The organism is Metabacillus mesotrionivorans (genome assembly GCF_052171315.1).
In the GTDB taxonomy this organism is placed as follows: domain Bacteria; phylum Bacillota; class Bacilli; order Bacillales; family Bacillaceae; genus Bacillus_P.
Map to the genome: position 1 here is coordinate 568,510 of NZ_JBQMFF010000002.1, position 23,840 is coordinate 592,349.

Consider the following 23,840-nt stretch of genomic DNA (forward strand, 5'->3'; position numbering starts at 1 on the left):
ATCATTTACCCATGCTTTTCTAAAAACAGCTCGAGCGCTTTAACGCAGCGGCTGCGGCACGGCATTTCCTCCGTGCGGTTATTCTAAGGCGGTAAGTTCATGCTCCTGCGCCGGGAAGTTCTCAGCCATCCTTCCCTCTCTGTTGCGCGGTGTTCATGCCTCGTGTCCTTGTCAAAACCTATAAAATATAAAAAGCGCACTCATCCCTATAGCAGGGACGAGCGCGCTTTGCCCGTGGTTCCACCCAGATTTCCGGTTCAGAAAAGCGTAAGTGCCCACATCAATGTGCAAACCTTTATCCAAAATCTCCTAAACAACGGCTCCAGCGCTTTAACGCAGCGGCTGCGGCACGGCATTTCCTCCGTGCGGTTCAAAGGCGGTAAGCACATTTTCCGTGTTGGGAAGTTTCCAGCAGTCCTTCCCTCTCTGGCAACCGGTTAAAATGGCTCGTCTCCTTCTCATCACGTTTTCTAAATTAACATGATTTTACAATGTGACTGAAATGATTTCAACTGTTTTTTTAGTTTATGTAAAACATTTCTGATCAGTGTTGCGAATTTTTTACTGTGCCAACCAGTCTTTTCAGGTATTTTTGTCAACGGTTCTTTGCCCTCTTACAGGCAAATAAATCTCAACTTCCTCACCGTTTTCAGCAGGATGATAAGTCTCAACGATGTAAGCTTCTAAATCTCTTTCATAGCCTTGTTCTAGAGCCCAGGCTGAAAGTTCCCGGTGAAGATCTGCAATCTGTCCAAGGCTTCCCCTGACCGTCACATAATCCTGTTCCTGCATCTCCAATCGTTCCATATTCTCCGGATGCTGATCATCTACAAGCATGCCTGCAAAAAAATAGCCTTCCAAATGCTGGTCATCCCTCTTTGGCTCATAAAAAGCGGCTTCAGTCGCTGGTTCACAGCCTATTGTTTTCAGCTGTTTCAGAAATTTCCCGGCAAGTTCAGGAACCTCACTCCCAAAATCAGCAAAAGCTCCAAATCCGTGCATTCCCGCAGCTTTAAACGTTTTCCTCACTCTTTTCATTCCAATCCCCCTGAATATTCGTTTTTTATCTTATTCCATTTCTCCCGGATTCTGCAGATTCCTCCTGCGAACCTGCTTTTTCTCCTTTTTTCAAACTAAAAAAGACGCATTTCTGCGTCGTTTTTTCCGGCTAGGAAGCCAGATGCGTTTCAAAATTTTTATAAAGGATATACCGCTGAAGACCTCTTGTCTGCTCGAATGCCATTGCGGCGCGCTCTTTGGCTTCGCTCGTTTTCCCTTGTTTTTCTGCCATTTCTGCAAGAATGCTGTTTTTCATCCAGCCTTCCGGCAGCCTGTCTGCATGCTCTTTGGCTTCTTTAAATTTTCTGCTTTCAGCTGCAATCAGTCCCTCATAGTAGGCCCTGTATGCCGGAGCTTTAATCAGATGGACGTGTTTATTCGCTTCGGACGGCTGCTGTTTATATAAAGCATAAGTCGTTTGAATCAACGCCCGGCGCTCTGAGTTTTTATATTTTGACTGGAATTTTTCCATTGCCTCTTCGGCTTCAGCATCCAGGTTGTTCGCGATAGCATAATAAAACTGATACATTGGATTACTCTGATGCTTGAGAATATATGATTCAGACTTCCGGATATCCTTTGAAAACAGGACCGGACTTATCTGGACATACATGTACCACCCCATTGACAGAGTAAGCAGTAATCCAATCAGGTAAATAGGCGCTTCGAAAAATCCGAGTAAAAAGCATCCGAGAAAGATAACCGTATAAAAAATGATGTGCTGTTTCAACATTGTGCCTCCCCTTTATGTACACTAGCTTCATCATAAAGTGTGACGGAAAGGGAAGCAATAGCATTTATTCCAAAAATCGAATGAGTTCCCGGTTGAACTTTTCCAGTTCATCATAGAAAAGGCCATGACCGCTGTATTTAAACGGAATGAGTTCAGAATCAAGTATGCCTTTATGCATCAGCTCTGCGAATACAAACGGGCAGATTTGATCTTTCATCCCGTGGAAAATAGCTGCTGGAACAGTAATTTTTCTTAAATCCTCTCTCAAATCCTCATCACGGAGGGACTCGGCTGTCTGTGCCGTCCCATGTCCGGACGCATCAAGCCCAAGGCTCTGGAACCAGTTTTTAAAGCTTTCTGAAATGTACTTGGCGAAAAAAATCTGCCCGAATCCTGTCAGCATGTCCGGTCTGTCGGTATAGGTCTGCTGAATCAGTTTTGTGACCTCAGATCTTGGCATTCCATACGGATAGTCAGGCCGCTTTGTAAAGGATGGAGCCGCTGCCCCAAATAGGGCGAGCTTTCTGACTTTGTAACCTGAATGCCTCGCCATATACCTGATGGCAATGGCACCGCCCATAGAAAAACCGCCCAGTACAATGTCTTTTAGCTGGAGGGTTTCAATAACGGCCTTAACGTCATCAGAAAGCCGATCATAGGAATAACCAGTATAGGGTCTGTCTGATTTTCCAAATCCACGCAGGTCGATGAGAACGCACCTGTAACCAAGCTTAGGAAGCTGACCCAGCTGATATTCGTACATCCTGTGGTCAACCGGCCAGCCGTGGATTAAAAATATCACCTGGCCATCACTTGGCCCCACATCTTCTACGAAGATCTTTACAGCATCATCCGTCTGAATAAAATATCCCATGTTTACTCCTTTCCCGGCTACGAGAAATACCCTTTTTCCTCATTTTCCAGTGCGATATGACTTGGATAGTTCTGCTCTGTCATCGTAATCCAGTCGGCAACTTCCTGAAGCATTGCCTGAACCTTTTCCCGCGGCAGTCCTTCTTCGGCTGCCCGGTACCAGATATCCTCCATGATGGTGCTTAAATTTCTCGGATAAGAAACTTGATCATATCTGAGAACGTAGCTCAGGATCGGCTCAGCATCCCTTCCTCCCTGTTCTGTTTGGGATGAGTGCCTGACAAGCCATCCCTCCTCATTCCGGATCAGAGTATACTTGTCGCTTTTGCCCCATTTGCGGGTGAACACATTTAGATAAAACGTCTCGCCCAGTGTCTGATCACACGGTTCATCATTCGCCTGCTGATTATTTAAATAATTCAGGAGTTCCTGAACAGGCCGGATGTGCTGGTAAAACTGGGGATCTCCCGGTGTCATTTTGCGCAGCCGGACTGTTTTCTTCAAGTGTTTTGGTTTTGGATTCAGGGAGAGATACAGAGAGTGGGCGGCTATTCCCATTTCGTCATAAATTTTCTCAATATGACGGTACGACTGAACCTGTCTTTCTTCTCTGGACAGCGAAAGAAAGTGCAGGATTTCCTCAAGCTTAGATTGAATCCTGTTTTTCAGCTCTTTCTGTTCGGCACTTAATTCTACTTTCATTCAGTTACCCTCCTAACTAGCAGCAGCCCTCTACCAGACATCTCTGCTGAATTTCAAATCAACCGTTTCTCTCTGATGGATGTAAGGTTCATAGTTTGAATCACCGATTTCCGCAGAAAGAAAAACAATTTTATTTTCCTTGCTGTAAAGCTTTAGATTCGCTGGCTGCAACGTTTGTGAAAAGGTTTCGCCGTTTTCATCCGCCGCCTCTATTTTAATGACATCGACCCGGATATCGAACTCTTCCGGATTCGAAAGCCTCAGCCTGAACTGAAATTTACTGCCGTCTTCTGGATCCAGACGGATGCCTTCAAGTCGGCAGCCTGCCATTTTCCTGTTTCTGCGTTCATCATCTGCAAGCTGATTCACGTGTCTGACTGCCTGCTCGCATATTTTCACAAGAAATGTGCCGGTCTGTTTTTCTATTTTAAAGACATCTCTCGCGTTTTCAAGAAACTCATAAAGCCTGTCCAGGTCATTCAATTTGAAGGATATCTGGTTTGGATTGATTGCGCCCTTCATCTCTTTGTAATCGAATGAAGGCGTCAGGATTGCCGTGTACTTTTTGTTTAAGATCCAGCATGCTCCCATTTCATTCAGGCAGGCAGGGCTCTTGTAATAATGGTCAGACAGCACATAGATAACCCACGAATTTCCGCTCAGTTTTTGATGGAGATAATCATAAATATCCTCATCGTTAGGAATGTGATAGCCGGGATACGAACTGCAGACAATATTCGGCACCTTGATCATTGTCAGCAGATTTACAAGCTCTCTGACATATGCCTCATCACGGTGCGCATGGCTGATAAAAATGGTATCAATCAAATGCAGTGTCTCCTTCCTCCTAAACTCTTACATGCAGTCTTCTTGACATTCTATTCATGTTTTCCGGCAGATATGAACGGAATTGGACATGCCCGGAACAGTAAAAAGCACTCCCCGGTAAAAGGGGAGCGCACATGTTTCGCACAGATTTGATGATTTTTGGAGATAAAGCTCAGAATTTGACCGACCGGCGGTTTGTTTTTACAATTTTCCTTCTTTTTTACAATTTTATGAAACAATGATTCTCTTCCCTTCGTCTCATGCATGTATAACGAAATAAAGGGGAGAGAAAGAATGAAAAAATGGAAAGTTGTATCAGCATCTGTCGTAACCGCCGCAGCTCTATGGATGTCAGTGCCTCAGGCAAGTGCACAGGAAAATGTGCCATACATCTTCACACTTCCTGAATCAGGTATCATCAAAGAAGGAGCAAGAGGAGAAAATGTGAAAATCCTTCAGCGCGGCTTGAACGAAGCAGCAGAAGCTTCACTCACAGTAGACGGCGTTTTCGGGCCGAAAACAACCAATGCCGTATTCTTTTACCAGAAAGCAAAAGGCCTGAAGGCAGATGGCGTTTATGGCACCAACACTCACAAGGCATTGTCCATTGACGTCAATACCTTCGGACTGCCGAATACTGTACTAAAGCTTGGAAGCAAAGGCAGCGATGTCCTGAAACTTCAGCAGGGATTGAATGATATCGGTTCAGGACTGACTGAAGACGGCATGTACGGAGAAAAAACAAAAGCGGCCGTCCTGAAATTCCAGCAGCGCTTCCCTGATCTAGCCGATGACGGAATCTATGGCCCTAAAACGCGCAGCGTGATGGAGAAGGTATTAAATGACTAATAGCTGAGAAAGCAGAAACTCGTATTCTGCTTTTTTTTGATAATAAAATGAACAGAAAAAAAGCCTCATTCCAGAGGCTTTTTCAGGTACTAGCAAATATAAGCAGAACCGACGATGATCAGCAAAATGAATAGAACAACAATCAATACAAAGCTGCTTCCTAATCCGCCACCGCAATGAACCGGGTAAGAAGGATAAGAAGGATATGAACATCCGCAGTCATAACCGTACATGAATCAAACACCTCTTCATTTTGTTTTTCTTTACATCCTTACATTATGAGGTAGGTGGATGTCCTGTATGTGCATTCGCCCATTTTTCTTAAAAAGCTTTTAAAGTAAATTTTTGAAAACATTCTCCTGTTCAAGCACCTTCACAAAACCAAGCTTTTCATAAAAGGCTTTTGATCCCTCATCGTTCATGGTGACAAGATAGGCAGACTCTGCCCCGAGCTGCGCCGCTTCCTGCAGCAGGCACTTCATGAAGGAAGAACCATAGCCCATCCGCTGATATTCATCGAGAATGGCTACTTCCTCAATCTTTGCAAGACCTGTTACAGGGGAAAGATACAATTCAGCACTTCCGATTGGAATGCCTTTTTCATAGCAGACGTAAAGACGCACAGTCTTTTCCATATAATACGGCTTTTTGCGCTGGAGCTTGGATTTTGCAAATGAAGCACTTATATGGCGGGCATCGTACAGCTCCATAGCAAAACATGCATCCTGCAGCACATCTCCTTCTCCGAGCTTTGTCATGACCCTTGAACATGATTCAATTTCTTCAAGCGTATGAAAATAATACAAGTCCAGATCGCAGTAATACTCTTCTTCATGCAGGTAAGACCGGGTCCTTTTGTCTACCCTGCTGTTAAACGGCAGCTTTACATGGACAAAGCTCCTGTTCAGGGCTGATTTGGAGTGTGCCAGCACTTCTTTTAACAGAATCGGGTGATAGGGTGTCGTCATTTTGGCAAAATGATGACTGTACATGCCTTTTAATGCATCGTCTGTATACGCTTTGTAAAGGGCCGTTTTTTTGACCTTGCAGAACAATTGCAAATACTCATCTTCTGCGGCATCAAGCACCTTTTCGAAATTGACGGCCTTATTCATTCATCGGTTCGAAATATTCAATCCATTCCCCGTCTGGCCCTTTGAAGAACAGATATTTCGCTCCATTCGGCAGAGTTGTTATTTCATCATAAATCAGCTCTGCTCCTAATTCCTTCAGCCTTTCCTCTTCCCCTTCAATTCCGCTTACCTTAAGGGCAACATGATGAACCTTTCCTTCTGCAGGAAGATCAGGGTTGTACCCTTCTATCAGTTCAACAATAATGGACCCCTCCACACCTAAAAATGCCAGTTTCATGTTTCCGTCTGTATGTAAAAAGCGGTCAAGCAGCTGCAGACCTGCAACCTGCTGATAAAATTCAATCGATTTCTCAATATCTCTTACTTGTATTCCCACATGTTCAAATCCTTTGACTGCCAAAGTGATTCACTCCTATTCTCAGATGATGTTTCGATTATACCAAATCTTCTGCTAAATTCCTTTGATTTTCTGTACATTCAGCATCAGAAAAAACGGCAAAAACTTCCTCAGCACATTCAGCGCATCAAAACTGTATACATTTTGTATAAGTTTTGTTTATATTTAATTCAGGACATTCGTCCAACAATAAAACAAAAAAGAGGAGTGGAAAAATGAGAAAGATTTTTTCAGTAGTAGCAGCAATGGTTTTATTATTGGCATTTGGAGCAGGTGCTTCTGCAGCAGAGAATGACGCAATGGTCAGAATCGTTCACGCTTCTCCGGATGCTCCTGCAGTTGATGTTGTTGTCGACGGCAAAACAGTTGTTGAAGGTGCTGAGTTTAAAGCGGCAACCGACTACATGATGCTTCCTGCTGGCGACCACAAGGTTGAGATCTTCGCAGCGGGCACAGTTGCTGACGGAAAGCCTGTTATCTCAGCAGATTTAACAGTTGAAGCCGGCAAAGCCTATACAGCAGCAGCAATCAACACACTTGATTCTCTTGAGCTGAAAGTTCTTAACGACGATCTGAATGTAACAGAAGGAAAATCAAAAGTGCGCGTTGCCCACTTTTCACCTGATGCACCAGCAGTTGATGTAGCTGTTAAAGGCGGAGACGTCCTTTTCCCTGGAGCTGAATTTAAAGGTGTTACAGATTACTTGGAAGTAGACCCTGGCTCATATGATCTTGAAGTAAGAGGCGCTGGAACAGAAGATGTAGTCCTTGACCTTGCAGGAACAGAACTGAAAGCTAATATGTCCTACACAGTCATTGCTGTTGGACTTGCAGGCGGAGAGCCAGCTCTTGAAGCACTTGTCCTTGCTGATCCGGCGATGATGCCTTCTGAAATGCCGAAAACAGGAATGGGCGGAACATCTGAAGCTGAAACAAACTACCTGCCAGTCGCAGCAGCAGCTATCCTTGGATTAGGTGCTTTGATGGCATATGGAATCAAGAAAAAAGCAAGCAGTCATTAAATCGGCAGCCCTGATTCTCCTTTTGGCCGGATGTGCACAGACTGGCGAAAACGCCTCACCGGATAAAAAAGAAACTAGGCCAGAACAAGCCTCAGCCGTCTCCGTTTCAGCTGAGACGGCACCTGTTCAGTCAAAACCTATACAGCAAACTAAAACCGAAGGAATCAGCCCAAACCGTATTTCTATCCCTTCCCTTAATATTAGTGCGGGCGTAGAATCTGCCGGCCTGACTGATGACGGGATTATGGAACTTCCTTCAAATGACGAGATCACAGCATGGTACGAAAACGGCGCAATGCCAGGCGAGCAGGGAAACGCTGTTATTGCAGGGCATGTAGACAACAAAACTGGCCCGTCAGTGTTTTTTAATCTCAAAGAGATCAACACTGGAGATGAAATCATCGTCTCCGGAGAGAATGGCGAAACGCTGACATTTGTTGTACAGGAAATCAATTCGTATCCGTATGATGATGCTCCTCTTCCCGCTATTTTCGGGTTCAGTCAGCAGAGAAAGCTGAATCTGATTACATGCACAGGCGAATTTGACCGGAAGAAGAAGACGCATTTGGAGAGGCTGGTTGTGACCGGGGTTTTAAAAGAAGAAAGCTAGAGTTATGAACTTGCAGAATTGACGTCTGTATGAAAACCCGAACCGATTAATCGGTTCGGGTTTTCTCTGTATTTCAGCTTCATTTGTGGCACCATTCCGCAGAGTGCTGCCACTTTTCTTCATGTCTTCCCTTTGTTTGCGGCGCCACTACCCAGAGTGCTGTCACTTTCTTTCATGTCTACCCTTTGTTTGTGGCGCCACTACCCAGAGTGCTGCCACTTTCTTTCATGTCTACCCTTTGTTTGTGGCACCACTACCCAGAGTGCTGCCACTTTTCTTCATGTCTTCCCTTTGTTTGTGGCGCCACTACCTAGAGTGTTGCCACTTTTTCTCATGACTGCACTTCATTTGTGGCGCCACTACCCAGAGTGCTACCACTTTTCTTCATGTCTTCCCTTCATTTGTGGCGCCACTCTCCAGAGTGCTGCCACTTTTCTTCATGTCTTCCCTTCATTTGTGGCACCACCCTCCAGAGTGCTGCCATTTTTCTTCATGTCTTCCCTTTGTTTGTGGCGCCACTACCCAGAGTGCTGCCACTTTTCTCCGTGTCTACACTTTGTTTGTGGCGTCACTACCCAGAGTGCTGCCACTTTTCTTCATGTCTTCCCTTCGTTTGTGGCGCCACTACCCAGAGTGCTGCCACTTTTTCTCATGACTGCACTTCATTTGTGGCGCCACTACCCAGAGTGCTGCCACTTTTCTTCATGTCTTCCCTTCGTTTGTGGCGCCACTACCCAGAGTGCTGCCACTTTTTCTCATGACTGCACTTCATTTGTGGCGCCACTACCCAGAGTGCTGCCACTTTTCTTCATGTCTTCCCTTTGTTTGTGGCGTCACTACCTTTTCTGTCAGTTCTTTTTGTTCTATTTTTTGAAAATTAACAATTGTCCTAAAAATGTTAAAATGATTCCGATCTTCTTTTTTATACTCTTCCTTTTACTCAGCAGCCAAAACCCTCCTTGCAGACTTAAAAACCAGCAAGATAAAAAAGAGCATGCATGCAGTGCCGATCAGGGCAAGTGAAACAGCGGGGACTGACATAAATGTGAAGATAACACTACCGGCAACAACCAGGTAAAGAAGGCCGAGCATTTTTTTCACATAAGCTTCAGGGAATTTTCTTAGCTGCATGGAACCGGCCGGCGTACCGATCATAGCACCTGCAATAAGCAGCGCGCCGTGTGTGTAATCCAGTTCCGCTCCGCTGTATAAATAAGAGCCTATTCCTGACAGGACAATAACGGATGCTGCGGCAATGCTTGTTCCAATCGCCTTATTCAGTTCAATATCTCTAAAATTCTTTAACAGAGGAGTCATAACAAATCCTCCGCTGACTCCCATCAGTGAAGAAACGGCACCGGTAAGAAGTCCGATCATTGGAACTGATCCCTTCTTCGGCTTCTTTACCTCTTTCACCCTCCTTAAAAATTGATACGAAAACCATCCTAAAATCCCTATATAAGCAAGTGAAATGACAGCTGAGGCTGAATGAACCTCCTCGAGCAGGCGGACTGCCGGGGCAGTGGAAACTGCCCCAATCATGCCGAACAGTCCAAGCCTTGCCGCTAAAGAGACATGTATATGTTTAAGACGGAAATGCGTAATCGTTCCAGTTATCGTTGAACCCATTGTCAGCATGAGAGACAAAATGACGGCTTGACTTGGATCATACCCAAGGATTAACAGCACCGGTGTAAGAATAATTCCTCCTCCAATACCGAAAAATCCAGACATGATACCAATTGCTGCTCCCCCTGCGAGAAATAAAATGGTTTCCATTTCACGCCACAACCTTTCTCTTTCATTGTATCTCTCTCATCTTTATAATAGAAATAAATAAATACAATGCAGTTTATTACGTTTTATAATTAACGGAGGGTGCCATGCAGCTAGAATGGATTCGAACCTATGTAACGCTTGTACAGCTTCGCCACTTTACAAAGACAAGTGAATTTCTTAATCTTTCACAGCCTACAATCAGTATTCACCTGAAGAAACTGGAGGACTTTCTCGGAACTAGTTTAATAAAAAGATCGGCACCAAACCGGCCATTTGAATTAACGGATGCGGGAAGGCACGTTTTTGAAGAGGGGAAAAAAATGCTTGAGATCAGCATGGCCATCGAGCGGATAAAAGAGAAAAACAACGAGGTTTTGTTAAAACTGGGAGCAACGCATACAGTCAGTGACGTCCTCCTTCCTGATTTTGTTAAAAAAATTAAAACCATCTATCCGCATGTGCGCCTTCAGCTCACCATCAAAAATCATGAACAGATTGTTGACGGGCTTAAGCAGCACAAGCTTGACCTTGCCCTCGTTGAAGGAAAAAGAGGACTAGAGCCATTTAAAGTGAACGTTATCAGCAGGGATGAACTGCGGTTTTATGCCAGTCATCACATTTCAATCAGGACTTCTCCTCTCCTCCTCAGAGAGAGAGGTTCAGGCACAAGAGAATACGCTGATCAATTTCTTCTGTCTGAGAGAATCGATCCTGTTGAAGTTATTGAGGCAGGCAGCCACTATCTCATTAAACAGCTGGCAGTAAGAGGGCTTGGTGCAGCGTTCCTTTCCCATTCGATGGTCAAAGATGAAGTAGAAAACGGAAAGCTCGTTCCTCTCGAATCTCATGTTGTCTACCGGCCGTTTTATGCTGTTCATGATGAAATCGCTTCAGCTCCGTTCATAGAAGAACTTCTTCCTTTGCTTCTATATTCATAACTGACTTTTGAAGACGCAAAAAAACCATCAGGACCGGAGAATGACATCTCCGGCTGCTGATGGTTTTCGTCACTCTAAAGCACTTTACTGCAAAAGCTTCCTTACTGGAAAAGCCCTAAAAATTTTCCATATCCCTCTTTTTCAAGTTCTTCCTTTGGAACAAATCTGAGAGCAGCTGAATTAATGCAGTATCTTAAGCCGTTTGGACCCGGGCCGTCGTTAAACACATGGCCTAAATGAGAATCCGCAGATTTGCTTCTTACTTCCGTACGGATCATAAAATGAGAGAAATCCTTTTTCTCGACAATTTCATAATCTGACAGCGGGCGTGTAAAACTCGGCCAGCCGCAGCCTGCATCGTATTTGTCTGTTGAACTGAAAAGAGGTTTTCCAGAGACGATGTCCACGTAAATGCCCTCTTGTTCATTGTCGTAGTATTCATTCTGAAAAGGACGCTCAGTTCCGTTGTTCTGGGTAACTTCGTACTGGATCGGCGTAAGTTTTTCTTTCAGGCTGCTTTTATCCCAGTGTTCTTTAATATACGCATCGCGGCCTGAGCCTTTGCGGTACTGATTATAGCGAACCGGACTTTTTTGGTAGTAGTCCTGGTGGTATTCCTCTGCTTCATAGAAAGGCTTTGCCGGCAGTATTTCCGTGACAATGGGCTTTTTGAAGCGGCCGCTTGCTTCAAGTTTTTGTTTTGATTCTTCAGCAAGCTGCTGCTGCCTTTCATTATGGAAGAAAATGACTGTTCGGTAAGAATCCCCGCGATCAAAGAATTGGCCTCCGGCATCTGTCGGATCAATTTGCTGCCAGTATAATTCAAGCAGGCGCTCATATGGAAAAATGTCAGGATTAAATGTGATCTGCACAGCTTCATAGTGGCCTGTAGTTTCACTGCAGACTTCTTCATAAGTTGGATTTTCTTTATGGCCTCCTGTATAGCCGGAAACGATTTTTTCAATGCCCGGCAGTTCATCAAACGGCTGCACCATGCACCAGAAGCATCCTCCTGCAAAGGTAGCGAGTTCATATGTTTTTTCAGTCATCCTGTTTCCTCCTCCTGCACTGTTCCGTCACTTCACCGGCCACGCAGTCAGAACTGCGTTTAGTGCCGGGATTGTCCGTTATTAAGTATCATTATATCATTTTCACTTCATAATCCCAGAATTCTGCTCTCTGATACGGTTTTCCTTGACAAGACAGACACGTTTCTTTACATTAAAATTATTTAAGCAGATGAACAGTCTGATTTCAGCTGTTTCCCCCGGAGGTTTTGCAGTGAAAAAACGCGAAGAAAAAATGTATGATTTAGAGTCGCTCATGAGAAGCATTTTCCGCCAGCTTCGGAATGAGATAAACGTTGTCCTCGGCAGCGTTCTTTCAAGGAATGAATTTATTATTTTAAAGTCATTAAAAGAAAATGGTCCTCAGAATGCGTCCAACCTGGCAAAAGAGCTTGATGTTTCCGCAAGCCATATAACGGCTGTAACAGACTCCCTGCTTTTGAAAGCGTTAATTACACGGAAAAGGTCCCCTAATGACCGGAGAATTACGCTGATCGATTTGACCGAAGACGGGCAGACTGTTTTAAGTGAACTGGAAAAAAAGAAGACAGAGTATTTTTCCGAAAGATTCGACTGTTTTACCGATGATGAACTGCAAAATCTGATTCAGCTTTTCGGAAAACTCGACCGGACAAAATCGTGATACATAGTCCTTCCTCCTTCTGGAAAAAATAACTTCACCGACAGAAGGAGGTCCTTTTATGACTGCACCATACTTATGCCCGAACTGCAAAACAAACCGCACGCGCTTTAATTTAATTGAACAGACGCCAAAGTCCGTCAAGCTGGATCCCCAGACAGGCGATGTCATTCAGGAATTTTCTCAGGAAGCTCTCGATCCGTTCCATCTCGCCTATAAAGGGCCGCATTATAAAGTGCAATGCGGTGTATGCGGACTGATTGAAGATGAACTGACGTTTGTAAAGCTTGCCGAATTAAACCAGAACTAAAAAAACGCTTAGAAATAAGCGTTTTTTTGTGCATTTAATCATTTTGTTTTCTCTGTGCATAAGAAAATATTGGATCTCTGAGCGTAAATTCATAGCTTTCTCCATCCACAATACCGACTGTTTTGCTGCTGTCATATAAATCAAGGAGAAATTGTGCCATTTCCTGTGCCGTATGGAATTTCCGCATGGATTGACTGTAGCTGAAGTCCTCAAGGTCCATGGAGCGCTTTGCAAATTCTGTTTCTGTTGCTGCCGGGGCAAGTACTTTAGCCTGCATCTTTGCGCCTTTTCCTTTCAGTTCCTGAGCCATTCCTTCAGTAAAGGCACTCACATAAAATTTTGTCGCGCAATAGGTCACAGCACCTTCTACAATGGTATAGCCGCCTGCAGATGATATATTCAGAAGCTGAGCTCCCTCGCTGGATGAGTAGTCTCTTGCAAACAGGGTGGAAAAAATCGTCAGAGCCTGTATATTAAGCTGCAGCATTGTCTCTATTTTTTCCAGGTTCTGCTCCCCTACAGAGGCAAAATTTCCAAAGCCTGCGTTGTTGACCCATGTTTCAAGGTCATATTCCTTTAAACTGTCGTAAAAAGACCGTGCATGTTCCGGAACAGATAAATCTACAGGTCTAATCACTGTTTCAAGCTCAGGATTTATTTTGTGTACCTGATTTTTTAATTCTAGAAGCTGATCTTCTCTTCTTGCAGCAACAATCAGATGTTTTCCTCTTCTGGCAAACGCAAGTGCGGCTTCGTACCCAATTCCTGAACTGGCACCTGTAATGACTGTATATTTCATGCATTTCTCTCCTTTATAACAAACTTCTCTATAAACCCCTCAATAATTTTTACTACCTTTTCAGGTTCCTCTATCATTCCCATATGCCCGCTGTTTTCAAGGATAATTTCAGTAACATGGTCGCCCTTATGCAAAAAGGTTTTTTCAGGCGGTACAATCTGATCTTTTTTGCCGGCAATAAGCAGGACTGGCAAGTCTTCATTTTGAAGGACTTTTTGCCTGTCCGGACGGTTTTTCATCGCGTGCAGCGCGCCTGCAGCCCCGGTTTCAGGTGTTTTATATCCAATCTGCCTCACCGTCTCCATTTCTGCATGGAACGGCTCCTGATTTTCTGAAGCAAACAGCTTTGGCACTAAATCATCAATAAACCCTTTTAGTCCCTCTTGTTCAATTCTCGCAATGCCTTTTTCCCGGCCCGCTTTCCCGTTTTCATCATCCGGGAGCGCCGTTGAATGCAATAGCCCGTAGGAATGGAGCATGTGAGCATATTTTTCAGCAAATGCAAGTGTGATATATCCTCCAAGCGAATGTCCAATCATTGTGACTTTCTCGATTTCAAGGACGTCAAACAATTTGGCCAGATCATCCGCCATTGACGTGATGCTGAATTCATCCTTCACTGTGCTTGAATGTCCGTGTCCTCTTAAGTCACAAGCGATGACTCTGTACTTCTCTGAGATATCCGGTATGATTTTGTTAAAATATTCCCTGCTTCCGCAAAACCCGTGAAGCAGCACGATGCAATGGCCCTCGCCATCATCTGAATAAGATAAAGATACGTCTCCGATATTCTGTTCATAATTTGCCATGCGATTCTACCTCCGGATTTAGACATCAACCCTATATTTTCCCTTCAAAGATTAAATTAAAACCACATTCACATCCCTTTTTTGTGACAATCACCCATCTCCTTTCATATGTTAATGACGAATGAATAGATGGGAGTGCGCGCTAATGAACGAACCGACTAAGTATGCCGAAAAAGCGATGATGTATGACCTGCTTGCCTGCTACTATAAATATACAGACCCGCAGAAGCATGTCATGTATTATCAGAAACATTTAAACGCGATGCAGAAATGGATGTACAGCATGCAATATCAGGCAGCCTCGCGAGTTCCGCAGGGAGGCCAGCTTGAGCCTGGGATGTCACGGGTAAGAGTCATCCATGCTTCACCTGATGCCCCGGCAGTTGATATTTATGTGAATGGAAAACTGACCCTTCAAAATGTAAAGTACAAGGAAATCAGCGACTACCTGAAGCTTCCGACCGGCCAGTACCGCGTTGATGTTTACCAGGCAGGAACGACGAACGGTCCGGTTCTGAGTGAAATGTATATGCTCCTGCCGGGCATCACGTATACAATCGCTGCCGCCGGAAACCTGAACTCCATCAGGCTGCTTCCATTTGTGGATAAAACGTTTGTGCCTGCAGGAGAAGCAAGCGTGAAATTTGTCCATCTTTCACCTGATGCACCTGCCGTTGATATTGCGGTTAAAAACGGGGATATTCTCTTTAAAAATGTTCAATTTACGCAGGCAACCAAAAACGTGAAAGTGCCTCAGGGAAAATACGATCTTGAAGTGCGTGTTGCCGGGACAGACAATGTCGTGCTGACGGTTCCAAAAGTACAGCTTAAAAATGATACAGCCTATACGATCTTTGCCGTTGGCTTTGCTAATGGGACACCTGAGCTCGAAGCACTTGCTGCAATTGGATAAAAATGTTTAACGTCATGTAAAGATGATAAGCCAATGTAAAAAGCATGTTCATTTTCTGTAAAATCCCTATTTTTCCTCCCCAAATCGATTATGATGAGGTTGACCAGCAGGATTGCAGGTTAAAAATCTCATTCAGATAGGTTACAAGGGAGGAAAAAGAAAATGAAGAAAGACATGCTATTAAAAGTTGGGGCTTCTTTATTGGCTATCTCATTAATGACTGCTTGTAACGACACAGAAACTGACGCACCTGAAGAAGACAACATGGAAGAAACAGAAGGCACGGAAGAGGAAACAACTACTGAAGAGGGTACTGAAGAAGAAACAACTGAGGAAGAAACAACTGAAGAAGCACCTGAAGAGGAAGAAAGCACTGAAGAAGAAGGACAATAATTTTACGATAAGCAAAAAGGAGGCTCACAGCCTCCTCTTTGTCCGTTAATTATTTTTCTGAGCTTTCTTTTTTTCATCCTTTAAATGAAGAGTATAAACCGAAGCACTTAGGAATACAGCACAGTACGATACGTTCATAAATACTTCATTGTACTTTTCCTCTGCATAGGCAAAGTACGCCATTCCCCCGAAACACATAGAAATCATCAGCCCCGCTGCGCTGATCATCAGAAAAAGATCCTTCAACCTTTTCACCTCTTATCCTCTTTTATCTCCTGGTCAATAATTTTGACCTGTTCGTTTTCGCAGGCCACTGTATAGGAAGCTTTTAACATCTGTTCCGAAGGCTTTCCGCCAGTTTTTGGCTGCACGGTTATGTCTGCATGCACGATAATGTCCTCGCCGGATGTTTCTGTTGTAATTGTCTCAATTGACATAGATGAAAAACGGTTAAACTGCTCTTTAAATGCTTCATAGGTCAATTCTGACTGCAGTTCGCTTCCAAGCAGAGAATAGGCCGTTACATAGTCGTGGAAGTCAAGACTCTCTATGTAATAGCTGACCAGATAATCGGCCGTTTCTGACTTTTTATTTTCACTCATTTCCCCTGAATCGTCAAGACCTGTATATGCAGGCAATGACTGCATCGGATTTTGCGCCCATGTTTTTGCGATCGGCAAAATATCCTCAATCGGTATGCTGAAGCCAATTTCCCCGTCTTCCATTCTCGCAGAGTTCATGCCGATAACATGTCCGGTTTTACGGTCAATAAGAGGCCCTCCGCTGTTTCCCGGAGCAATAGGTGCCGATATTTGATGTACGCCTTTATACGTGTATGGAGGAAGATCAAAATCTCTGTTTGTTCCGCTGATAATACCCGTTGTTACCGTGTTTTGAAACCCTAAGGGACTTCCAAGAGCCAGAATTTCCTGTCCCAGTTCAGCATCAGATTTTTCTGCTATGCGGACCGGCTCCTGCCCTTTAAGCCCCTCCACTCTTACTAAAGCAACATCTGTTTCAGTGCTGATGCCAATAACCTTCCCGTCATAGCCCTTCGCATCCGTCGTTCTCACTTTGACTTCGTCTGTCCCGGCAACCACATGCGCATTTGTGAGAATGTCGCCTTCCTTGTTGAAAAGAAATCCTGATCCAACTGTTCCATCTGCAAGCTCAACCATTACTGTTTTTTTCTGCGTTTCCCTGATAATTTCCTTTAAATCAAGCTGCATTTCTTCCTTTTTTGATTCACGCAGAATAGAAGACTCAGAAAAGATTTTTTCTGCAGCATCACTTTTTATTTGAACATATCCTGCTGCCCCTGCTGAAAAGATAAGGAGTGACAGCGAAATGCTGATAATCCAATTCTTTTTCATAGACGTTCCTTTCTTACTGGTGCTTAGTTAGCGTGTTTTTGCCTGCATGCCATGTCATGCGTTCAATTGCAAACGAAACCTTTTGTTTCACTCCGTATGAGATATGTGAGTAATCAGCTTCTTCACCAGGCCTAAGTTCATTTGGAAACACATTTGTTTTCCCCTTTTCAATAAGAGTTCCTTCTTCATTTCTTACAGTAAAATAAATCGTAATGGACTGAACTGGAGCAGCTGAAATGTTTTTCACTTTCCCGGTAATATGTGCATCGCCAAATTCGTCCTGTTCCACTGCGGGATTCGACGTTTTCAGGACTTTGTCTGTCCGTTCCTTCTCCTCATTTGCTGCAATGGCTATCTGTTTCAGCCTGTTTTGTTCAGCCTGTTCAAAATGGGTCCGCTCAGAAAGAATCTTCTCCTTTAAGGAAAGAAGTTTTTCATTGTCCCCGTCATATTGCAGGGCCTTATCTACAGACACAATAGCTGAATTAAATTGCTTTTCTTCAAGATCTTCTTCTGCAGCTGATGAACCGATCAGAACCATTTTGGCCTTTATCTGTTCTTTCACTTTACCTGCTTCTGCTGCATCTAAAACAGTCACTTCCTTGAGCTTTTCAGAAAGCTCCTCAATCGTGTTAAGCGTTTCTATATCTTTTTTCACTTCGGCTACTGTCACATTTCTGTCTGCCTGTTCGAGCTCAGCTTTAAGTTTTGCATACAGAGGAGAAGAATGTCCGCTGAACATTTTTGACAGCACGGCTATTTGCTTTGCTGCCTGTTCCAGATTTCCTTTTTGGATATGAGCATTAATCTGATGGAGGTCTTCTTTATGCTGAAGAACCCCGAGAATCAATTCTTTTTCCTGTTCGAGAATCCGGTAGTCTTCTCTGAGGGCAAGTCCTTTATCTGCAAAAACAAGTGCTTTCTCATACTCACCTGCAAGAGCTGTCTCTTCAGCTTTTTGCTGATAGGCGATCACTTTTTCATTAATCGAAGCCTCATGCTTATCCGCTGCCGTAAGCAGCATCCAAACAAGCCCGATGCTTGCAGCTGGAAGAATAATCAGGGCACGCTTGGATATCCGGTAATGCTTCCATTCCTGCTCATTCATAAATACTTTTTTTCCGCAATATGGACAATAATTCGAAAGTGGATCTATTTCTTTTTCACCGCAATGATGACACTCCATGTCCGGCCTCCTATTCTGAGTACAGACGTCTTATTTCGACTGGATCTCTATTAAGTATACATGGTTCGCTCTTTTCGCTCTACTTTCGTCCGTGCGGCGAAGCTTTATGATTGCAGGCCTATTTTACTAATATCAAGGTCCGTGGGGCAGCTTCTTCCCCTTGTATTCTTTCTATCACTGATACGGCTGACCGCAGCTCAGCCTGACCGGTGTCAATTGACTCATTTTTTTCAAAATAAAAAAGCACCGTATCCGCTTGAGGATACAGTGCTACTTTTCGAAGTACGCCGGCACAAACAGCTTGAACCGGATATCATCATTTTTCAGATTAAATGATTCTGCCTTGGCCTTGAGATTGTTTTTAAACTTCAATTCAGTAATCTGGACGGTGACACTTTCCTGTTTAGGATCAATGTAAACATACTCAGGCAGCGGATATGTCTTTTTAATATAGCTCATCACATAAGGCACCGGAATGGGAAGCCTGCCGATTGACAGACGTTCAACCTTTAGCAGCAAGTTCCCGTTCTCATTCACCTGCGGCTCAAATGAGAGCGTTAAATCAACATCTTTTCCAAAAGCCTTTACCGAGCCATACAGGTTTACTTTATCTTCAAGCAGAACCTTGTAATTCAGTTCCTCTGCTTTTGCTTCTTTCACCAGATAATAGTTAATCAGGCGGTTCAGGTCGTTCTTTGAAGAACTGACGGTAAGAGGAATCGTATCCCCGGCTTTGAAATCTGCTGTTTCTGTTTTCGGCTGTTCTGCGGGCAAAAACGGAGATACGGCCAAAAACAGCAGGAATACCAAATTTAATGTGAGCAGTACGATAAATGCGAGTTTCCATTTTCCCATGTTCATCATCCAATCTTATTCTTTCTGTTCAGACAAACTTGAATAAACTCTGTCTGCAATTAATGAATACCCTGTTTCACTGGGGTGAAACTCATCTATATACAGCAGATTGCCAAAAGACCTGTTTGCAAACAAATCTTCGGTCGGAACAAATATAGCATTTCCGTCCGCCATAATCATCTTGTTTGACGCCTGATTCCATTCCTCGACAATCGTATCAATCTCGCTCAGTTCAGGGAGCATGAATTTGAATGGGTTGTAAAGTCCCGTGTAAACAATAACGGCATCCGGATTTGCGCTGCGGATTATTTTTAAAATTTTTTCAAACCGCTTCTCAAAACGCGGCTGTTCCTCTCTATACGGGTCCAGCTGAAGATCCATGATATGATTGCGGGTAACTTTCATGATATCATTTCCGCCGATTGTCATCAAAATGATGTCTGCTTCTCTCAGCTTTTCAATCACATCGCGTTTGCCCAGCACTTTTAACAAATCCGTTGTTTTATGTCCCCTGACGCCGAAGTTGGATACATCTACTGAAGAAACCTCTTCTTCAAGCTGCAGAAGATCGCTGACATCACCGACATATCCTCCGTTATTATCTGCATCCCCGACGCCGGCTGTCAGTGAGTCTCCCACTGCCACAACGTTTAAATTGCTTTCGATAAAGTCAGAGGGGATAGGTTTCTTCATAAATGGGTCCTCAGCTGCTTCAGGTTTCATAGCCATATTAGCAGGCTTTGCAGAAAATACGTCACATCCGGCAAGCATGAGACACAATCCTGTAAGCACTAAAAACGATTTCCGCATGTTGTTATCCCCCTTTCCTCGTTCTTTTAGCCTATGATTATACCATGCTTTTGCTTACAGTTACAGCGTGGAAATCTGTACAACATGCCCTGCAAATGAAAAATACCCGCATTCGCGCGGGCATCAGTCATGAATTTTTTTAGCATCCCCGATGATTTCCTCATACGGCACATTCTCCACGCCGTCATAGTCCTTCATTACTTTGCCATTTTGGTCTACTAAATAAAACAGCGTACCATGTATCACCTGATCCTGCCCTTCAGGCTTCTGAACAATTGTTTTAAAGCTGTTTTTTGCAAAAGCATCTATGTCGCTCTGTTTATATCCGGTAAGGAAATCCCAGTTATCCAGAGACAGCGGGTACCTGCCTGCATATTCCTTCAGTTTTTCAGGGGTGTCCACTTCAGGATCAACACTGAAGGAAACAAGCCTCACGTCATCAAGGCCCTCCGCTTTCAGCTGCTTCTGGAGCTCTGTCATATGTGCAGTCATTGGAGGACAAACGGTGTCACAGCTTGTAAAAATAAAATTCGCTACCCAGACGTTACCTTTCAGGTCACTCAGTCCAACTTTTTTTCCATCCTGATTTGTATAGGAGAAATCTTCAATTTCATAATTGAGCGCCCCCTTAATGCCTCCGGTTCCGCACCCGGTTAAGAGAGTAAGAGAAACTATAAGCCACAGCCATTTTTTCATCACGGGTTCACCTTTCCTTATCTTTCAATAAGGAAAGTGTATCAAAACATGTCTGGCATGAAAAGGATTTCATTCCTTTCTCATAATCTTTTGAAAATCAGACACAAATGCCCCGTAATCAAATTTAACGGCAATTCTGTGCACCGGGTAGTCTGCGAGCGTTTTATACGGTCTGAAATCAGCGATGCTCTGGCCCCTGGCATACTCGGATTCTACGATTACTTTCACCGGCTTTTCAACATAGGTAACTTTGTCTTCCCTGACTGCGCCCCAGAATGCAAGAAGGTCGTGAAGAGGGCCGCCTTGAATATCCGGGTTGTTTTTTTTATAAAAATTCGTATAGTAATCAATCATGGGCTTCAAAATCTGCCCGAACTGATTATTGGTGTCTTTATAAAACTGATCCAGTTCCTGAATAATCTCATCCGGGATGATGGCGTAATTTGTGACATTAAGCGGGAAAATGGAGACCTTTTTCGCAAGTGTCAAAACGAGATTGGCTGCTGCAGGATCTCCGTAAAAGTTCGCTTCTGCTACGGGTGTTACATTGCCGGGGTATAAGAAGGCGCCTCCCATTATAAAAATATCCTTCACCCTACCGACGATGTTCGGAAAAAGAACGAAGGCCGTTGCGAGAGACGTAAGACGCCCTACATTTACAATTGCGACATCATAATTGTTCGAAACAATCAATGATCGGATCATTTCAAAGTTTTCAAAATTGCCGACTGGAAAATCACCTTCCGGTACGATGGGTCCAAGCCCCTGTTCGCCGTGGATCTCCGGATAGTAGACAGGAATTTCTCCGGTAAGGGGCCTTGCTGCGCCTCCAATAAGCGGAATGTTTTCCGTTTTTGACAGCTTTGCCAAGTATTGCGCTGTTTTTAAAGCCGTCTGCTTGGAAACATTCCCGTAGTCTGCCACAATGCCGATGATATCTGTATCTTCATCAAAATAACTGAACATCAGCGCCGTGATATCGTCCACTCCAAAATCGCCAAAAAACAGCACCTTCTTAGTTCCCATCTCTTCCCCCCTTTTTCTAACTTTATGTGGAGAAATTCAAGATTTGTTCAAAATTTTAGAAGTACTGCCTCTTCTGAAGTGTGTTAGAGTAAAGATAATCAAGTAAAGCAGGTGACCGAAATGAAAAAGAAAATCCCATTCTTCATGACCGCTTTTCTGTCATGTTCTCTTATTCTCTCAGGCTGTCAGGAATCTGCCGGCAAAGAAAACCACGAAGACCACAGCAGTCATTCATCCTTTAAAAACAACGGAGACATCCGCGAAGAAACGCCTTCAGCGGAAGTTCTCCCTGCATTTCTGGATAAGCAGCCTGACGAAATCAAAACTCTTTATGCAGCGGCAGCCAGACATGAGGATCTGCTGAGTTATATGCCATGCTATTGCGGCTGCGGCGAATCCGCCGGGCACAAAGATAACGGGGACTGCTTTATTAATGAACGGAAAGAAGACGGCACTATTGTCTGGGACGACCACGGCACAAAATGCGGTGTATGCCTGGAGATTGCCGCCAAAGCCATTATCGAACGCGAAAAAGGCACCTCTGTAAAAGAAGTGCGTCAAATGATTGATGAGCAATATAAGGAAGGTTATTCTGAGCCTACGGATACTAAACTGCCCGGAGCATAAGCAGAGGCAGCTCATATGTGAGACAAGACCCGGGAATCGTGATATTCCCGGGTCTTTTTGGGGTTGCGGAGCCTAATTTGGAGGACCGTAAGAATTCATAGTTGAGCCTGAACCGGACAGAAACCCGGAATGCTCATCCTGTTTAGAATCCTCAGAAATTGTCATTCCGGATTTTCTGCTGAAATAAATGGCAAGAGCCGACAGGATGAAAACCGGGGAAAGAATCAGCAGCCAAAGCATAGTTGATTCACCTTCTTTCATTAGGTTAGTATTAATACGGCTGAACAGAAAATAAGTTTCAGAATATTCAAAAAGGCGCATGATTGCTCATGCGCCTTTTCTTTTTATCTATTCAGCATAGTACATAAAACCAATAGCTCCTGGACCGGTGTGAGTTGAGATAACCGGCGTTGTGTAATGGACATCAATTGGATAGTCTGCGTTCATTTCATGCAGGGCATTTTTCAAATTGGTCGCAAGTGTCAGAGAATCCGCGTGCACGATTCCGACAGCTTTAACCGTTTTGTTTTTTACATCCTCTGCAAATTGTTTTGCAAGATACTTAACAATTTGTGAGTGGCTTCGCACTTTTGTAACCGGTGTGTAGACACCGTCTGCCAGTGAGGCAATCGGCTTGATGTTCAGCAGGGATCCAATCATGGCTTTTCCTCTGCCGATACGGCCTCCTTTTACAAGGTTTTCAAGCGTGTCAACCGTTACAAACAGGCTTGTGTTGCGGCGGATTTCCTCCATCCGCTCAAGAATTTCTTCTTTAGAAGCTCCGTTCTGTGCCATCTTAGCAGCTTCAATGACCTGGAAGCTTAGCGCTCTTGAAATGAACATAGAATCAACAACGGTCACATCTGCATCCGTCATTCCGGCTGCACTCTCTGCAGAACGGACAGTCCCGCTCATACCGCCTGTCATGTGAATGGAGATGATGCTGCTTCCGTCAGATGCAAGCTTGTCGTACATCTCCACAAACTTCCCTGCAGGCGGCTGCGAGCTTTTTGGGAGCTCGTCCGCTTTTTTCATCTTTTCAATAAATTCAGCGGGCTGAATATCTACACGGTCAAGGTACGATTTTCCATCTATCACAATCGTCAGCGGAACAACGTTAATCTCATATTTCTCAAGAATGTCCTGACTCAAATCTCCGGTTGAATCAGTCACAATTTTCACTTTTGTCAACGGTATCACTTCCCTATTATTCTTGCTACCTTGTATTATACATTCAAATAAAGATGTTTCAATCGAAATCGCATACAAACTTATGGAAACTGCCAATTTTGCAGGCTTCAGACTTTTTACTGTACACAAAAGACTGTTTTTTCATCATACCAGTCTTTGTTTTTTCTGACAAATATCTGTATAAAATGAACTCGCGCAGCGCGATTCCACAGGCAGTTCCTGAGGGTTGCTTACCCTCCAAGTTCGTTTTACTGTTTGCGA

30 protein-coding genes are annotated in these 23,840 nt (G+C 44.0%); 9 read left to right on the forward strand and 21 right to left on the reverse strand.

Translation table 11 applies throughout. The features are described from left to right. Nucleotides 1–582: 582 nt before the first annotated feature. The 5 genes from ACTSEZ_RS07780 to ACTSEZ_RS07800 all read right to left on the reverse strand — a co-directional run bounded on the left by ACTSEZ_RS07780 (nt 583) and on the right by ACTSEZ_RS07800 (nt 4,195). Complete coding sequence (locus tag ACTSEZ_RS07780; protein WP_369733610.1) at nt 583–1,038, reverse strand: GyrI-like domain-containing protein; 456 nt, start codon at nt 1,036–1,038, stop codon at nt 583–585. Between the two features lie 130 nt (nt 1,039–1,168). Further along, the gene (locus ACTSEZ_RS07785) at nt 1,169–1,789 is read right to left on the reverse strand and encodes a hypothetical protein (protein ID WP_369733611.1); all 621 of its coding nucleotides are present in this window, start codon (nt 1,787–1,789) and stop codon (nt 1,169–1,171) included. A 67-nt stretch (nt 1,790–1,856) separates the two neighbouring features. Then, the gene (locus tag ACTSEZ_RS07790; RefSeq protein ID WP_369733612.1) at nt 1,857–2,666 is read right to left on the reverse strand and encodes an alpha/beta fold hydrolase; all 810 of its coding nucleotides are present in this window, start codon (nt 2,664–2,666) and stop codon (nt 1,857–1,859) included. A 17-nt stretch (nt 2,667–2,683) separates the two neighbouring features. Next, nucleotides 2,684–3,367, reverse strand: coding sequence for a hypothetical protein (locus tag ACTSEZ_RS07795; RefSeq protein ID WP_369733613.1), 684 nt, complete (start codon nt 3,365–3,367; stop codon nt 2,684–2,686). Between the two features lie 30 nt (nt 3,368–3,397). Further along, a complete protein-coding gene (locus ACTSEZ_RS07800; RefSeq protein WP_369733614.1) occupies nt 3,398–4,195 on the reverse strand; it encodes a toll/interleukin-1 receptor domain-containing protein in 798 nt (265 codons plus the stop codon). Between the two features lie 294 nt (nt 4,196–4,489). Here ACTSEZ_RS07800 and ACTSEZ_RS07805 point away from each other — a divergent pair, with 294 nt between their 5' ends. Continuing rightward, the gene (locus tag ACTSEZ_RS07805; protein ID WP_369733615.1) at nt 4,490–5,044 is read left to right on the forward strand and encodes a peptidoglycan-binding domain-containing protein; all 555 of its coding nucleotides are present in this window, start codon (nt 4,490–4,492) and stop codon (nt 5,042–5,044) included. An 89-nt stretch (nt 5,045–5,133) separates the two neighbouring features. Here the strand turns inward: ACTSEZ_RS07805 and ACTSEZ_RS07810 are convergent, their stop codons facing one another. The 3 genes from ACTSEZ_RS07810 to ACTSEZ_RS07820 form a co-directional block, all read right to left on the reverse strand. Beyond that, nucleotides 5,134–5,277: a YjcZ family sporulation protein gene (locus tag ACTSEZ_RS07810; protein WP_369733616.1), complete on the reverse strand. Its 144-nt coding sequence runs from the start codon at nt 5,275–5,277 to the stop codon at nt 5,134–5,136. A gap of 99 nt (nt 5,278–5,376) precedes the next feature. Further along, nucleotides 5,377–6,159, reverse strand: a complete 783-nt coding sequence (locus ACTSEZ_RS07815; protein WP_369733617.1) for a GNAT family N-acetyltransferase — start codon at nt 6,157–6,159, stop codon at nt 5,377–5,379. Then, nucleotides 6,152–6,538 (reverse strand): VOC family protein, encoded by a 387-nt coding sequence (locus ACTSEZ_RS07820; RefSeq protein WP_369733618.1) that lies wholly within the window; start codon nt 6,536–6,538, stop codon nt 6,152–6,154. The genes ACTSEZ_RS07815 and ACTSEZ_RS07820 overlap by 8 nt, the downstream gene beginning before the upstream one ends. 212 nt (nt 6,539–6,750) lie before the next feature. Here ACTSEZ_RS07820 and ACTSEZ_RS07825 point away from each other — a divergent pair, with 212 nt between their 5' ends. Both ACTSEZ_RS07825 and ACTSEZ_RS07830 read left to right on the forward strand, forming a co-directional pair. Further along, entirely contained in the window at nt 6,751–7,557 is an 807-nt protein-coding gene (locus tag ACTSEZ_RS07825; RefSeq protein WP_369733619.1) for a DUF4397 domain-containing protein, read from the forward strand. Continuing rightward, complete coding sequence (locus tag ACTSEZ_RS07830) at nt 7,526–8,167, forward strand: class F sortase (RefSeq protein ID WP_369733621.1); 642 nt, start codon at nt 7,526–7,528, stop codon at nt 8,165–8,167. Before ACTSEZ_RS07825 ends, ACTSEZ_RS07830 begins: the two co-directional genes overlap by 32 nt. A gap of 936 nt (nt 8,168–9,103) precedes the next feature. On the opposite strand, the gene ACTSEZ_RS07835 is transcribed toward ACTSEZ_RS07830, so the two are convergent. After that, on the reverse strand, nt 9,104–9,946 hold the full coding sequence (locus ACTSEZ_RS07835; RefSeq protein WP_369733622.1) for a sulfite exporter TauE/SafE family protein: 843 nt from the start codon (nt 9,944–9,946) through the stop codon (nt 9,104–9,106). Between the two features lie 104 nt (nt 9,947–10,050). On the opposite strand from ACTSEZ_RS07835, the gene ACTSEZ_RS07840 reads away from it, so the two are divergent. Beyond that, the gene (locus ACTSEZ_RS07840; RefSeq protein WP_369733623.1) at nt 10,051–10,884 is read left to right on the forward strand and encodes a LysR family transcriptional regulator; all 834 of its coding nucleotides are present in this window, start codon (nt 10,051–10,053) and stop codon (nt 10,882–10,884) included. 101 nt (nt 10,885–10,985) lie between these two features. Here ACTSEZ_RS07840 and msrA read toward each other — a convergent pair whose 3' ends face one another. Next, nucleotides 10,986–11,933, reverse strand: coding sequence for a peptide-methionine (S)-S-oxide reductase MsrA (msrA, locus tag ACTSEZ_RS07845; RefSeq protein ID WP_369733624.1), 948 nt, complete (start codon nt 11,931–11,933; stop codon nt 10,986–10,988). A 232-nt stretch (nt 11,934–12,165) separates the two neighbouring features. Between msrA and ACTSEZ_RS07850 the strand changes: the two genes are divergently transcribed. Further along, the gene (locus ACTSEZ_RS07850; protein ID WP_369733625.1) at nt 12,166–12,594 is read left to right on the forward strand and encodes a MarR family winged helix-turn-helix transcriptional regulator; all 429 of its coding nucleotides are present in this window, start codon (nt 12,166–12,168) and stop codon (nt 12,592–12,594) included. A gap of 58 nt (nt 12,595–12,652) precedes the next feature. Continuing rightward, nucleotides 12,653–12,901: a DNA alkylation repair protein gene (locus ACTSEZ_RS07855; protein WP_369733626.1), complete on the forward strand. Its 249-nt coding sequence runs from the start codon at nt 12,653–12,655 to the stop codon at nt 12,899–12,901. 34 nt (nt 12,902–12,935) lie between these two features. On the opposite strand, the gene ACTSEZ_RS07860 is transcribed toward ACTSEZ_RS07855, so the two are convergent. Together ACTSEZ_RS07860 and ACTSEZ_RS07865 are read right to left on the reverse strand one after the other, a co-directional pair. Next, nucleotides 12,936–13,700, reverse strand: a complete 765-nt coding sequence (locus ACTSEZ_RS07860; RefSeq protein WP_369733627.1) for an SDR family NAD(P)-dependent oxidoreductase — start codon at nt 13,698–13,700, stop codon at nt 12,936–12,938. Further along, nucleotides 13,697–14,509, reverse strand: coding sequence for an alpha/beta fold hydrolase (locus tag ACTSEZ_RS07865; RefSeq protein ID WP_369733628.1), 813 nt, complete (start codon nt 14,507–14,509; stop codon nt 13,697–13,699). Before ACTSEZ_RS07865 ends, ACTSEZ_RS07860 begins: the two co-directional genes overlap by 4 nt. A 145-nt stretch (nt 14,510–14,654) precedes the next feature. Here ACTSEZ_RS07865 and ACTSEZ_RS07870 point away from each other — a divergent pair, with 145 nt between their 5' ends. Together ACTSEZ_RS07870 and ACTSEZ_RS07875 are read left to right on the forward strand one after the other, a co-directional pair. Beyond that, nucleotides 14,655–15,422, forward strand: coding sequence for a DUF4397 domain-containing protein (locus tag ACTSEZ_RS07870; RefSeq protein WP_369733629.1), 768 nt, complete (start codon nt 14,655–14,657; stop codon nt 15,420–15,422). Between the two features lie 162 nt (nt 15,423–15,584). Beyond that, nucleotides 15,585–15,815: a hypothetical protein gene (locus tag ACTSEZ_RS07875; protein ID WP_369733630.1), complete on the forward strand. Its 231-nt coding sequence runs from the start codon at nt 15,585–15,587 to the stop codon at nt 15,813–15,815. A 45-nt stretch (nt 15,816–15,860) separates the two neighbouring features. Here the strand turns inward: ACTSEZ_RS07875 and ypmT are convergent, their stop codons facing one another. The 7 genes from ypmT to ACTSEZ_RS07910 all read right to left on the reverse strand — a co-directional run bounded on the left by ypmT (nt 15,861) and on the right by ACTSEZ_RS07910 (nt 21,761). Beyond that, nucleotides 15,861–16,070, reverse strand: coding sequence for a protein YpmT (gene ypmT / locus ACTSEZ_RS07880; RefSeq protein ID WP_369733631.1), 210 nt, complete (start codon nt 16,068–16,070; stop codon nt 15,861–15,863). Beyond that, the gene (locus ACTSEZ_RS07885; RefSeq protein WP_369733632.1) at nt 16,067–17,188 is read right to left on the reverse strand and encodes a S1C family serine protease; all 1,122 of its coding nucleotides are present in this window, start codon (nt 17,186–17,188) and stop codon (nt 16,067–16,069) included. Before ACTSEZ_RS07885 ends, ypmT begins: the two co-directional genes overlap by 4 nt. A gap of 13 nt (nt 17,189–17,201) precedes the next feature. Then, nucleotides 17,202–18,374 (reverse strand): FxLYD domain-containing protein, encoded by a 1,173-nt coding sequence (locus ACTSEZ_RS07890; RefSeq protein WP_369733633.1) that lies wholly within the window; start codon nt 18,372–18,374, stop codon nt 17,202–17,204. A 270-nt stretch (nt 18,375–18,644) separates the two neighbouring features. Then, on the reverse strand, nt 18,645–19,229 hold the full coding sequence (locus ACTSEZ_RS07895; RefSeq protein ID WP_369733634.1) for a YpmS family protein: 585 nt from the start codon (nt 19,227–19,229) through the stop codon (nt 18,645–18,647). 15 nt (nt 19,230–19,244) lie between these two features. Next, nucleotides 19,245–20,039 carry an SGNH/GDSL hydrolase family protein gene (locus ACTSEZ_RS07900; RefSeq protein WP_369733636.1) on the reverse strand — a complete coding sequence of 265 codons (795 nt, stop codon included), beginning with the start codon at nt 20,037–20,039 and terminating at the stop codon, nt 19,245–19,247. Between the two features lie 123 nt (nt 20,040–20,162). Next, nucleotides 20,163–20,735 carry an SCO family protein gene (locus ACTSEZ_RS07905; RefSeq protein WP_369733637.1) on the reverse strand — a complete coding sequence of 191 codons (573 nt, stop codon included), beginning with the start codon at nt 20,733–20,735 and terminating at the stop codon, nt 20,163–20,165. A 69-nt stretch (nt 20,736–20,804) separates the two neighbouring features. Further along, nucleotides 20,805–21,761 carry a nucleoside hydrolase gene (locus ACTSEZ_RS07910; protein ID WP_369733638.1) on the reverse strand — a complete coding sequence of 319 codons (957 nt, stop codon included), beginning with the start codon at nt 21,759–21,761 and terminating at the stop codon, nt 20,805–20,807. A gap of 120 nt (nt 21,762–21,881) precedes the next feature. On the opposite strand from ACTSEZ_RS07910, the gene ACTSEZ_RS07915 reads away from it, so the two are divergent. Then, the gene (locus ACTSEZ_RS07915; RefSeq protein WP_369733639.1) at nt 21,882–22,388 is read left to right on the forward strand and encodes a PCYCGC motif-containing (lipo)protein; all 507 of its coding nucleotides are present in this window, start codon (nt 21,882–21,884) and stop codon (nt 22,386–22,388) included. Nucleotides 22,389–22,460: 72 nt separating this feature from the next. Here ACTSEZ_RS07915 and ACTSEZ_RS07920 read toward each other — a convergent pair whose 3' ends face one another. Both ACTSEZ_RS07920 and ACTSEZ_RS07925 read right to left on the reverse strand, forming a co-directional pair. Next, nucleotides 22,461–22,628, reverse strand: a complete 168-nt coding sequence (locus ACTSEZ_RS07920) for a hypothetical protein (protein WP_369733640.1) — start codon at nt 22,626–22,628, stop codon at nt 22,461–22,463. Nucleotides 22,629–22,736: 108 nt separating this feature from the next. Beyond that, nucleotides 22,737–23,579, reverse strand: a complete 843-nt coding sequence (locus tag ACTSEZ_RS07925; protein ID WP_369733641.1) for a DegV family protein — start codon at nt 23,577–23,579, stop codon at nt 22,737–22,739. Nucleotides 23,580–23,840 lie beyond the last annotated feature (261 nt).

What these genes read in the sequence shown, in the direction of transcription:
- ACTSEZ_RS07780 (WP_369733610.1), bottom strand. Translation starts at nt 1,038, where the DNA reads ATGAAAAGAGTGAGGAAAACGTTTAAAGCTGCGGGAATGCACGGATTT.
- ACTSEZ_RS07790 (WP_369733612.1), bottom strand. Translation starts at nt 2,666, where the DNA reads ATGGGATATTTTATTCAGACGGATGATGCTGTAAAGATCTTCGTAGAA.
- ACTSEZ_RS07795 (WP_369733613.1), bottom strand. Translation starts at nt 3,367, where the DNA reads ATGAAAGTAGAATTAAGTGCCGAACAGAAAGAGCTGAAAAACAGGATT.
- ACTSEZ_RS07805 (WP_369733615.1), top strand. Translation starts at nt 4,490, where the DNA reads ATGAAAAAATGGAAAGTTGTATCAGCATCTGTCGTAACCGCCGCAGCT.
- ACTSEZ_RS07810 (WP_369733616.1), bottom strand. Translation starts at nt 5,277, where the DNA reads ATGTACGGTTATGACTGCGGATGTTCATATCCTTCTTATCCTTCTTAC.
- ACTSEZ_RS07815 (WP_369733617.1), bottom strand. Translation starts at nt 6,159, where the DNA reads ATGAATAAGGCCGTCAATTTCGAAAAGGTGCTTGATGCCGCAGAAGAT.
- ACTSEZ_RS07825 (WP_369733619.1), top strand. Translation starts at nt 6,751, where the DNA reads ATGAGAAAGATTTTTTCAGTAGTAGCAGCAATGGTTTTATTATTGGCA.
- ACTSEZ_RS07830 (WP_369733621.1), top strand. Translation starts at nt 7,526, where the DNA reads ATGGAATCAAGAAAAAAGCAAGCAGTCATTAAATCGGCAGCCCTGATT.
- ACTSEZ_RS07835 (WP_369733622.1), bottom strand. Translation starts at nt 9,946, where the DNA reads ATGGAAACCATTTTATTTCTCGCAGGGGGAGCAGCAATTGGTATCATG.
- ACTSEZ_RS07840 (WP_369733623.1), top strand. Translation starts at nt 10,051, where the DNA reads ATGCAGCTAGAATGGATTCGAACCTATGTAACGCTTGTACAGCTTCGC.
- msrA (WP_369733624.1), bottom strand. Translation starts at nt 11,933, where the DNA reads ATGACTGAAAAAACATATGAACTCGCTACCTTTGCAGGAGGATGCTTC.
- ACTSEZ_RS07855 (WP_369733626.1), top strand. Translation starts at nt 12,653, where the DNA reads ATGACTGCACCATACTTATGCCCGAACTGCAAAACAAACCGCACGCGC.
- ACTSEZ_RS07860 (WP_369733627.1), bottom strand. Translation starts at nt 13,700, where the DNA reads ATGAAATATACAGTCATTACAGGTGCCAGTTCAGGAATTGGGTACGAA.
- ACTSEZ_RS07865 (WP_369733628.1), bottom strand. Translation starts at nt 14,509, where the DNA reads ATGGCAAATTATGAACAGAATATCGGAGACGTATCTTTATCTTATTCA.
- ACTSEZ_RS07870 (WP_369733629.1), top strand. Translation starts at nt 14,655, where the DNA reads ATGAACGAACCGACTAAGTATGCCGAAAAAGCGATGATGTATGACCTG.
- ACTSEZ_RS07875 (WP_369733630.1), top strand. Translation starts at nt 15,585, where the DNA reads ATGAAGAAAGACATGCTATTAAAAGTTGGGGCTTCTTTATTGGCTATC.
- ACTSEZ_RS07885 (WP_369733632.1), bottom strand. Translation starts at nt 17,188, where the DNA reads ATGAAAAAGAATTGGATTATCAGCATTTCGCTGTCACTCCTTATCTTT.
- ACTSEZ_RS07890 (WP_369733633.1), bottom strand. Translation starts at nt 18,374, where the DNA reads ATGGAGTGTCATCATTGCGGTGAAAAAGAAATAGATCCACTTTCGAAT.
- ACTSEZ_RS07895 (WP_369733634.1), bottom strand. Translation starts at nt 19,229, where the DNA reads ATGGGAAAATGGAAACTCGCATTTATCGTACTGCTCACATTAAATTTG.
- ACTSEZ_RS07900 (WP_369733636.1), bottom strand. Translation starts at nt 20,039, where the DNA reads ATGCGGAAATCGTTTTTAGTGCTTACAGGATTGTGTCTCATGCTTGCC.
- ACTSEZ_RS07905 (WP_369733637.1), bottom strand. Translation starts at nt 20,735, where the DNA reads ATGAAAAAATGGCTGTGGCTTATAGTTTCTCTTACTCTCTTAACCGGG.
- ACTSEZ_RS07910 (WP_369733638.1), bottom strand. Translation starts at nt 21,761, where the DNA reads ATGGGAACTAAGAAGGTGCTGTTTTTTGGCGATTTTGGAGTGGACGAT.
- ACTSEZ_RS07915 (WP_369733639.1), top strand. Translation starts at nt 21,882, where the DNA reads ATGAAAAAGAAAATCCCATTCTTCATGACCGCTTTTCTGTCATGTTCT.
- ACTSEZ_RS07920 (WP_369733640.1), bottom strand. Translation starts at nt 22,628, where the DNA reads ATGCTTTGGCTGCTGATTCTTTCCCCGGTTTTCATCCTGTCGGCTCTT.